This window comes from Chamaesiphon sp. OTE_20_metabat_361, assembly GCF_031364565.1.
Window position 1 is genome coordinate 1 of sequence record NZ_JANLWO010000305.1, and the last position, 7,061, is coordinate 7,061.

Consider the following 7,061-nt stretch of genomic DNA (forward strand, 5'->3'; position numbering starts at 1 on the left):
TGCCGATATTACCCGCTACTTCATGACGATCCCCGAAGCGGCAACTCTGGTGATTCAAGCCGGGGCAATGGCTAGAGGTGGCGAAGTATTCCTGCTGGATATGGGCGCACCGATTAAAATCTACGATCTGGCAGTTCAGATGATTCGCTTAGCAGGACTCGAACCCGACCGAGATGTCAAAATCGAGATTACTGGCTTGCGTCCGGGTGAGAAAATCTATGAGGAGCTACTGATCGATTGCGATGCCGCATTACCCACCGAACATGGGAAGATTTTTTGCGCTCGGGAGGCACGATTAGCTTGGACAGAGATTTCCCCGCAACTGACGATCCTGCTGGCTGCCGCCGCCGATTGCAAAGTTAATGAGTGTGTAGCTGTACTCCATAATTTAGTCCCAGAATATCAACCGATGGGACAATATGCCCGACTTAAATCGGAAACATTGGCAGTATCCATGGCACTCTCGATCGGTGATAAGTTAAGAAAATCAGAAATCCATCAAGAGGGTAAAAAACAACTGTCTAATGGCACGCTCCAATCTAATTCCCAAGATTGGGAGAAAGCCGCTTAAAAAGTTGAAAGTTGAAAGTTAGAAAATAATTTGGTAGGTTGGGTTTCGCTCCTCTTAACCCAACCTAAAGATAGCTTTAACGAGTAAGGATTTTAGCCAGAATCATCCATAGGGGTGAAGATTGAATTCCCACAATCACAAGTATCCAGTAAGCTGATATATGGTACTGTACAGTAATTATCCGCACTAGTATAAAACCACTTATCAAAGCGACAGAGTATAAAGTCAGCGCCAAATTATAAATTTTCTTTGCCTGTGTTGTTGGCTGTAAGATCGGATAGCCAACTTTGGTGGGATCGGGTTCCCATAAACTCAATCCGACTAGAGCTATCCCCGCAATGATGCAAATTATTAAAGAATTAGTTCTGCTTTCTTTAGTAATTTCGATAACTAATGCTGCTATGGTTGCGATTAAACTCCCTTTTTTGTCGTAGATCCCATTTGTTAACATCCAATCTTTGAATAATCTCGTACTGTAGCCAACGTCTTGAAAATGTCGTAGGTAACATAATAACCTACGACTAAAGAACATAATTGCAGTAGCCGAAATTATCGATAGAGATAAGGCTGTTCGCATAAAGATCGAGAGAAATAATGGGAGCGCGATTTTGGTAATTAATCTTAGTGTTCCCTCAAACTATTGAGAAATACGATCGAGCAAATAGCTTGTAAATGCTCTGTACTTTTAGTAATGTATGACGACTGGCGATCGCCAGGGATTGATAGTTTTAGTTACAGAAGCGATCTCGATCGAAGGTCGGCTCGATCGAGATCGCTTTTTAGTAGCTAGGTGTACTTCTAGCATAGAGATCGTGGCGCGGCAACGATCTCGATCGCAATCTCGATCGAGCGCCTAAACTACAGCCATTAGAAAGTAAATGTAGTTCGCAATGCCCCAATTAGCGCACTACCGCGACCGTCCTCTTGATTGGGTGCTGTGAGATAGATAAGTCCGGGCGTAATGCTGAGGCTATCGCTAACTTTAAACTGATAAAATCCCTCAATATGCAGTCCAGCTTTAGTATCTGTTGTCCCATCACTTGAAGAAGCCACTCGTGGCTCTTGTCCGATGAGGAACCCAGCGAGATTTCCTTTACCACCCAAATCTGGTGCTGCTGCCGTGATTGCCCAGTTCCAGATTTGTCTGTCGCCACCTGCGGCTTGATTTTGGGTATACCCAGCCCAACCACCGAGGGCAAATTCGGGACTTAATTGAAACGAACCTTGTAGTCCAAAGTTATTGCTCATGCCACTCAAACCGCTAGCATTAACATTAGCATTATTACTTCCCGTGCCAAACTCAGCATTCATAGTCCGAGTATAAGTTACCCCAACTTTAGAATTTTCTCCAGTCTTGAAGGTGAGCTGTGCGATGGCACCATACCCACCACCAAATAAGCCACTACCAGGGGCTGGAGTCTGACCATCATTGGCTAAATAACCTAAGCTCAGTTCGGTACTGTCGCTGAACTTATGGCGAATGCCCACTCCTACGCCACCAACTGTATAGTAAATTGAGGGACGATTACCAAATGCCGAAATCGAGCCACTCGCGCCATCACCGTCAAAATAAGGATTGATGGTATCGGTAAAGTCATCCGATGCACCAGCATTTGCGGCAATTACTACCTGTGTTTGCGGCGTGAGCGCAAATTCATATTTGAGCGTATCGATGCCAATGCTACTACCAGTAGTACCGTCTGTATAAGATAAGTTACCTTCATTGGTAGTAAACGCACCAGGATTAGCCTCTGTATCGCGCTGATTGGACAATCCTAATCCAACTGCTTGGAGTCGGGTAGTCAGAGTACCACCATTGATATCAGTGATTAATTCGAGGCGAGTCCGATGTCCAAAAGCGGCATTCCGCTCGAAATCACCACTAAAAACCCCGGCTCCACCAAAAATCACTTGTCCTTCTAGTTTGGTATTGAGCGAAAATTGATTTGGTGCTGGGGTTTCTACTTTCGGGGCGTTAGGAGTGGGAGTCGGCTCGGCTGCTGGCGGCGTGGCTGGTGGTGGAGCTAATTCTGTCGGTGCTGGCGGCGGAGTTGCTTGGGCAAGATCTGTAGGCGAGGTAGCTGTAGGTGCGGCGATTGCCGTTAGTTTGGCTTTGCGCTTGATTTTTAGTTTGGAACGTTTTTTCTTCCTGAGCGCGATTAATTCGGTGGATCTGTGGCTGAGAGTGTGGTGAGCCAGCAGTGTTGAATTGGGCGAATTAGATGTAGATAATCCAGCTTCGGCGGCTTGGGCACCAGTGATGAGCAACAGTGTTGCAAATAGGCTACCAGCAGTAATTGACAGCCAGTTCAATGGTCGGTTAGACATATTTAATCTTGAGATAATTAAGTAGTAGTGAACGATCGAGCGATCCATTTCAGTTTTGAGTATTTTGCACATCACAATCTACGCGAAATCATCCCCAAGGGAATGTCGCGATTCTCCAGGGGAGCGACTGAAATCACGCGGAGGTTTGTCTTGTCTCGCTAAACCGTCGGGGAACCCGACGAGCGCGAGCCGCTCTGACCCATGGCTTTGGGTCAGCGATTCGCGATACGTAGGCTTTGCCGTTCGCGCAGCGTCTCCGAAGGAGAGGGTTTAGCGAATCAAGACAGCGACGCGCGCATCACGGAGGTTCCCTCCAGGTCGAGCGCGTCAAGACAAGGCAGAGGCTACGCCAACGGGTTTAATCTCGATGATTGTTAGGTGTTGGCAGTTTTGGGGTGTGAGGTTCGCCCAGGATTAGGGTTAGCTAAAGTCGCGTAACATCTTTTTAATTTCGATGTTGTGCAGTTCTTCGTTACCAATCATCGTCCGCGCGAACTCTTCGAGATACACACTAGCATCCTCAACAATATCGAGAAGCTTCTTGTACATATCCAAGGCATTTCGTTCGTGGGCTAAACTCTCTTGTAAGATGTCTCTGACAGAATGTTTATATGTTTCCTCCATCGGGGCAATTTGCAAGGATGGATGACCCTCTAAGCCAGTGAGAATCTCGCCAACTTGCTGGGCATGTAGTAGCGATTCGGTCGCTTGCGCTTTGAAGAAATCGACGATCGGAATCCGGTTGGGGCCAGTAATCATCAGTGCATAATGGGTATACCGCACCACTCCCGCCAGTTCAAATTCCATAATGGAACGCAGCACATCGATCGCTTTTGGTTGGTCTAAATCTTGCATGAGTTATCTAAAAGTTGTTCTAGGAATTAGAGGTTAGTGGCGATGCTAGCTGATGTTGCTGTAAATAATCCTGAATTTTCTCGATGAGACTCGTTCCGACGGTTGCGGGCAGCGGGGCAAGGATCGGAAAATGTTTGGCTAAAAGTAATTGTACTTGGCTGGGTTGGAGTTGGCGATAGTGAGTTTTGCCTGATGTGGTGGCGGTAGGGGTCACGATCGCATGTGGGGCGGCTTTACACTGGTGGAGACATTTAACTGTTTCGATGTGGACTTGGGTCGTGAGATCGTGGCGATCGAGGTATGCCTGCATCGACTGGCAGATATTATCACTCCCCCGTCGCCGACAACTCGAACCCCCACACACTTGAATCTTGGTAGTGGGTGGCTTGGCAACGGGTTCTACGAGTGCCAGTGCTGGTAAGTCACTGAGCGTAGGAGCTGTGGGCAAGTAAAACAACTGTTTGGCTTTGATTTTGCGTTCGCCAGTGGTGCTACAGATTCGCTCTTGGCTTATGAGAGTCAACCAGATGCCTGGTTGCCAGCCTTGAATTTGGGTGCGCAGACTTTTGGCAATTTTGACTCGGCGTTCGCCGTTCGCCGTGGCTAGTTTGATATAGCGATGCGGCGTGCGATCGTCACCCCAGCCGAGAAATTGCCCTGTGAGTGGCTGAAGGTGTTGGTGGTGCTGTCTACCCATGACGCTAGTAAATAATAAATGATAGTTGCTATAAATGCTAAATATTCTTATTAACTTTGCCGCTCGATCGTCAAAACCAGTCGGATTGGGTCGATTACCTCGCGGCGCGGCTTCGCCAACGAGCGATCGGGATCGTCCTCATCAAGATATCCTCTCTGGAGTATTCCCCGCAATTGACGGGAAATCAACCTTAAACTGACAGCAGCCATCTTATTGGCCTAGCCTCTGTCTTGTCTTGATTCGCTAAACCCTCTCCTTCGGAGACGCTGCGCGAACGGGAAACCCTACGTATCGCGAATCGCTGACCCAAACACATGGGTCGGGAACCTCCGCGTGATTTCAGTCGTTCCCCTGGAGAATCGCGACTGCTATCAAAGTATATAGGATGACAAGTCAAATGACAACTACTCGCAATTATTTTTTTTGCCCTCGCAGACTAGTGTTCGACTTGAGTATTGTTTCGAGCGGTAGCCAGTCTGCGCTCTTTGCTGCACGATCTCCCAAATTTCATCCCAGTGTTGGGCGATTAATTTCTTCACCACCTCAATCCGTTGCAGTGAGTAGACTGGTTTGCGATCGATCCTTAATCTGTTCATCAGAGACTGTAAATTCTATAGATGTTGGTAATCTCGACAATCAATCGCTGCCTCCGAACAAGCTAAGTAAGGATTGACAGCACATTTGAGCGCACAATTATTAGTAAAATACTTGCATTTATGGCAAGGAACTTTATGAAGCTGTTGGACATAAATAAATCCGGTTTTCCAATGACAGGTCAACGTCCAACAAGCACCGAATACTATACTCCAAGTTACGATCGAGCAAATTATAGACATCGCTTAAAGAAGTTTCATACTTACAAGTCGGTCTGATTCTAATCTTTGATTAAGCTGCCAAAAACCTTTAATTCGCTCGCTGACTAATTCTGACTGAAAGTGATGAAAAAAGTGGCCGCCTGTACCAGATTGCCAAATTTTATCGGCTGGCTTGAGATAATTGCACCAACCATATAGAGCTTGTGAAGAAATTACCGGATCGTCTTGGCTGCCACAAACCATTAATGGCATCGTCACGCTACCTTCTTCAAGAATATCTAACCTAAATAGTGAATTACTAGATGGAGCTTCAACTAAATCTCGTTCCAAACGACCGATCAGATCGCGAATATGGATCGAGCAAGCATTGGGAAATAAACTACTCGCGATCGATCTCAGGATGCAGTCTCGACTAGTTGGTAGCGAGCGCCATTGAGTATAGTAATATGAATGCCAATCGATCGCGGGTTGAACGGCGACACTCAATAATGTTAATGATGCAATTTTGGTCGGGTACATCCGGGCATAACCCAAAGCAATTACTCCGCCAATCCCATGCCCGATGAGATGAATAGGTGTAGCTAAAGTAGATAAGTATCCATGCAATAACTGAATACCACCATCGATCGAACTACCCTCATCTGGAGTTTGATAGTATTCCCAAAATTCCAGCTCGACTACTTTAGAGAGACTATTGAGGAGACGGCGATGAAAATATTTGAGGCTAGGGCTAGCACTTACCCAGATGAATTTCGGCATGTCTGTCTTCATAATTAAGCTCTAAAAAAATGGTGGTAACTTTACCACCGATGTTTGACTATTGAGTGAGAAAATAATCTGACTTACTCAAACTCTTTTTTGATTTGAGTGACCCAAGTTTTAATCCTTTCGTCAGTCAAGTCTGATTGATTATCTTCATCAATTGCCAGACCAACAAATTTATCATCTCGGACTGCTTTAGATTCACTAAAATCATAACCATCAATAGACCAATATCCGATCGTTTTACCACCGCGCTCGGTAATCTTCGCTTCTAAAATTCCTACTGCATCCAAAAAATTATCGGCGTAGCCCACCTGGTCGCCAGTCCCACAATAAGCAATGGTTTTACCATAAAAATCCATACTATCGAATTCTGGAAAAAAGCCCTCCCAATCACTTTGCAGTTCGCCGATATTCCAGGTTGGTGAAGCGATAATTATCTGGGTATAGCCATCAAAATCACTAACATCGACGTTTGCCATGTCATGTAGCTCGATCGCATCTCCACCAAATTCATCGCGAATCATCTCAGCAATACTTTCAGTTTTGCCAGTCTGGGTTCCAAAAAAGAGTCCAATTTTTGACATATTTTAACTTCCAATTAATTAATATTAAGATCTGGTTGACTGCAATTTATCTGCTCATCTTCATACATCATTTCGTAGGTGCAACCAAAACATGTCATGCACCACCACCAAGTAAAGTTACTCCAGTCCATAATTCCCCACCCATAATATCTTGCAAATTATTAATAATAGACATCTTCACCTTTGCTGTGAATTTCACGATCTAGTGATTTCTGCCAAAGTTCTCAGCTTTTAGCCCCCACTACTCAGCGTCAGCAGCCTCTATGTTCCATTCCTCATCACTACGCGCCGACTCAAGATAGCTCAATTAGAAAATTAAGAAGAAATTATCTCAATAGTGAAACAGTCAGTTAGAACTGACGAGTAGATCTTGCCCATGCGATCGCGGTGCTGTCGCAGTTATTAATTTACGCTGCGACGGACGAATCGATCGGTCTATCGACGGC

Annotated in this window: 11 protein-coding genes; 2 read left to right on the top strand and 9 right to left on the bottom strand. The window is 45.6% G+C overall.

The window, feature by feature from the left end; genetic code table 11:
• On the top strand, window positions 1-571 hold a 571-nt coding region (locus RMO35_RS09020; RefSeq protein ID WP_309740379.1), incomplete at its 5' end, for a polysaccharide biosynthesis protein.
• Between the two features lie 76 nt (window positions 572-647).
• Here RMO35_RS09020 and RMO35_RS09025 read toward each other — a convergent pair.
• Window positions 648-1,022: a hypothetical protein gene (locus RMO35_RS09025; RefSeq protein ID WP_309740381.1), complete on the bottom strand. Its 375-nt coding sequence runs from the start codon at window positions 1,020-1,022 to the stop codon at window positions 648-650.
• Between the two features lie 244 nt (window positions 1,023-1,266).
• Between RMO35_RS09025 and RMO35_RS09030 the strand changes: the two genes are divergently transcribed.
• Window positions 1,267-1,428, top strand: a complete 162-nt coding sequence (locus RMO35_RS09030; protein ID WP_309740383.1) for a hypothetical protein — start codon at window positions 1,267-1,269, stop codon at window positions 1,426-1,428.
• Between the two features lie 10 nt (window positions 1,429-1,438).
• Here the strand turns inward: RMO35_RS09030 and RMO35_RS09035 are convergent, their stop codons facing one another.
• The 8 genes from RMO35_RS09035 to fldA all read right to left on the bottom strand — a co-directional run bounded on the left by RMO35_RS09035 (window position 1,439) and on the right by fldA (window position 6,615).
• Window positions 1,439-2,899, bottom strand: a complete 1,461-nt coding sequence (locus tag RMO35_RS09035) for an iron uptake porin (protein WP_309740384.1) — start codon at window positions 2,897-2,899, stop codon at window positions 1,439-1,441.
• Between the two features lie 420 nt (window positions 2,900-3,319).
• Window positions 3,320-3,754, bottom strand: coding sequence for a ferritin-like domain-containing protein (locus RMO35_RS09040; protein ID WP_309740386.1), 435 nt, complete (start codon window positions 3,752-3,754; stop codon window positions 3,320-3,322).
• A gap of 19 nt (window positions 3,755-3,773) precedes the next feature.
• Window positions 3,774-4,451, bottom strand: a complete 678-nt coding sequence (locus tag RMO35_RS09045; protein WP_309740388.1) for a (2Fe-2S) ferredoxin domain-containing protein — start codon at window positions 4,449-4,451, stop codon at window positions 3,774-3,776.
• Window positions 4,452-4,501: 50 nt separating this feature from the next.
• Window positions 4,502-4,660 carry a hypothetical protein gene (locus RMO35_RS09050; protein WP_309740392.1) on the bottom strand — a complete coding sequence of 53 codons (159 nt, stop codon included), beginning with the start codon at window positions 4,658-4,660 and terminating at the stop codon, window positions 4,502-4,504.
• Window positions 4,661-4,855: 195 nt separating this feature from the next.
• Window positions 4,856-5,047, bottom strand: coding sequence for a hypothetical protein (locus RMO35_RS09055; protein WP_309740395.1), 192 nt, complete (start codon window positions 5,045-5,047; stop codon window positions 4,856-4,858).
• Between the two features lie 15 nt (window positions 5,048-5,062).
• Window positions 5,063-5,287, bottom strand: coding sequence for a hypothetical protein (locus tag RMO35_RS09060; RefSeq protein ID WP_309740397.1), 225 nt, complete (start codon window positions 5,285-5,287; stop codon window positions 5,063-5,065).
• A gap of 3 nt (window positions 5,288-5,290) precedes the next feature.
• Window positions 5,291-6,037 carry an alpha/beta hydrolase gene (locus RMO35_RS09065; RefSeq protein WP_309740398.1) on the bottom strand — a complete coding sequence of 249 codons (747 nt, stop codon included), beginning with the start codon at window positions 6,035-6,037 and terminating at the stop codon, window positions 5,291-5,293.
• Between the two features lie 71 nt (window positions 6,038-6,108).
• Window positions 6,109-6,615, bottom strand: coding sequence for a flavodoxin FldA (gene fldA, locus RMO35_RS09070; protein ID WP_309740399.1), 507 nt, complete (start codon window positions 6,613-6,615; stop codon window positions 6,109-6,111).
• Window positions 6,616-7,061 lie beyond the last annotated feature (446 nt).